This window comes from Candidatus Cryosericum odellii (assembly GCF_003570935.1).
GTDB lineage: Bacteria > Caldisericota > Caldisericia > Cryosericales > Cryosericaceae > Cryosericum > Cryosericum odellii.
The window spans coordinates 1-2,610 of sequence record NZ_QXIU01000253.1; the positions used below are offsets into that span (position 1 = coordinate 1).

Genomic DNA, 2,610 nt, shown 5'->3' on the forward strand with positions numbered 1-2,610 from the left:
TCGTCTGTGTATTCTGATCCCAGACAACCGTTGCGCCAAGATTCTCAGTCACAAATCTCAACGGAAGCATGGTCCTGCTGTTGATGATTTCAGGGACGACACTGGCATCTGTTGCATCGATCGGCATCGATACGCCATTGACGCTCGCGAGACTCTTCCCGATCCAGAGAGCGATGGTCTTCTTCCCAAGCGTCACTGTTGCTTTCTTCGTGGTTGCATCCCAGGCAACGGTTCCCACGAGGGCTTCGATGATTGCACGGATTGGGACAAGGGTCCTGCCGTTTTTGATGACGGGAGGAGAATCAAGAGTCTTCGAGGCACCGTTGACGGTGAACATGGCTTTGCCCACCTGAAGAATCATGATGTTCTGATTCGTAAGTGGCACGATGCTGTCGACATTGATGGTCAACCGCTGATCGCACGCGATTTTGTCCTGACCGGTGACGAGAGTGAGGGCAATCGCCGAGACATTCTGTGACCCATACATTCCAAATGGTATAGTGATCGTACTCCACTTTCCGGTTGGCAACGTTCCTTGAGGGTCAAGTGGCCGGTCCAGGAACAACTTGCCGTTTTGGTCCCATACGCGCAGCCGCAGGTACTTGCTGGACGGGACAATTTCCCCGTTTGTATAACAGTCCTCGGGACTTGCTGTCAGGTGTCCGCCCGACGGGATGAATTTGCCCGTCGTATCGCAGAAGTTCGTTGGACAGACAGTAAGAGCCAGCCCTTTCCAAGGTGCTGCTGCTCCTGTACAGTCAAGAAGCACGCTCGCATCATTGCGTCCAGTGCTCCCAGTCTTGCTCCAAGCCCATTCGGTGAACACACATCGAACAGAAGAGTCTCCCTGATTTTTCACTGTTGTATCAAGGAATGCATATGACGAGGCAGACCCACCGACATTGCGGGTGTCTTCGAAGCTGACGCGGTTCAACTGTTCGAGACTGAGTCCCGCATCAAGCTGTCCCGCTAAGTTCTTGATTATGAATTCACTTGCCTGAGCGTAGTAACCCCCGTATCCAGTGCCCTGTTCGTTCGCTCGGACGGTCCACCACCAGTGCCCCTGGGCAAGAGGCGACGTAAACGTGTAGCTTGTTCCTTGGATGCTATCGATGCGGATTGTCTGTCCATCAGGGAAGGTCTTCTCCGGAGAGATCAGGAGTGTGTAGGAAGAAGCACCTTGAACGGATTCCCAGGAGAATGTTGCCCCATTTCCAACCGTATAGCCATTTACCGGAGCAAGAGGTCCGGGTGCTGGCAATACGGTGATTGGCGTTGAATGAGTGATCGCATTATAGACTTGGCTGTTGGCGGTCTTCATGACATCGGTCAGGGGAGTGTAAGCTTCATCCATTCCGTCCAGGAGACCGAAATTGTAGTGCTCACCATTTGCTGACCCTGTTCCCAGCGCCGGGTCATCGTACCATTTGTGCCATACGATTCCCAGGAATGGGTTGACCGATTGTCCAGAGGATCCCTGCACTTTCATCGACAGGAGTCCATTGAGATAGTCAACGTAGGCATGTGCTCTATCCGACTGAGTGGCGACCCTGTTTCCCCCAAGCCAGGAGTTGTCATACGTCGGAAGGCTCGTATCGTTTGCAATGTATGAATGCTCGGTGATGAGGATTGGCTTGCCAGATGCTTTCGCCATATCCGAGATGATATGATCCGTCTTCTCAAGCGCGACGTAGTCTAAGTAGCTGTTGGCGCAGAATACGTCACAGTACTGGCCCGCAGCCTTCCATATCTGCTCGTTGTAGTCCAGGTATTGCGTGAAGTCCTGGGGCAGGAACCGTTCCGAGAGTACGAGCAAGCGTGGAGCTACTTTGCGTACGGCTGCGGCGAGTGGTTTGTAATAGGCATCCGCAATATCTTTGGAAAAATCGACCTTGTCCTTGTGGATCTGGGGGTACGTTGAGTTGTCGGCAATACTTGTGCACTGAAGCACGTCATCCCAGGAATGGAACTGGGTCCCATAAACATTGTTCAAGTTATCGACTGTTGGATAGCGCGTCTTGAGAAATGTGTTGACCCAATACTGTTTTCCAGCTGTAGTGGAAGGCAACCCTATGAATACGTTGGGCAATCCGATCGGGTCGTTACTGTCGCCATTCCATTCCTGTTCGTTCCCCAAGTACACACCAATTGTCCACGGGTCATCGGCCAGGGGTCCTACCTCTTTTTCAACTTTATTGACACATGCGACAGCGTAGCGAGCATCGAACACATCGACAAAGAACGTGGCTGCCCGTGGTACTCCGTATGCTCCTGTCAACCAGTTCATATCCAACAGCAAAAACCTCGACATACCAGCTATTTTCGGAGCATTCTCCATGATCAGCGTGCTGTTGAACCCCCAATCCTGTGAGCGTTCAAGCTGCTTGTTCGCCCAAGCATCCGTAGAGGAATACTTCGCTTCGTTCACGAGCCAAGTTGGGGCATAGCCAAGAGCGGGGCAGTCTTGCCAGACAGGTCCGGGAGTGCAGTGCTGATCTCCGAGAACCCACAGTACATTGTTCTCCGGGGTTACAAACCAATATCGGTCCCCGATGAGCTCAATGGTCCAGTGCCCCGTGGTGTTGTGACCCTGGAGTCCTTTCCATCCGC

General features: G+C 52.7%; 1 protein-coding gene. It reads right to left on the reverse strand.

The window, feature by feature from the left end; translation table 11 throughout:
- Positions 1 to 2,610 (reverse strand): stalk domain-containing protein (locus SMC5_RS10110; RefSeq protein ID WP_207799223.1); only part of this gene is annotated, 2,610 nt, incomplete at both ends.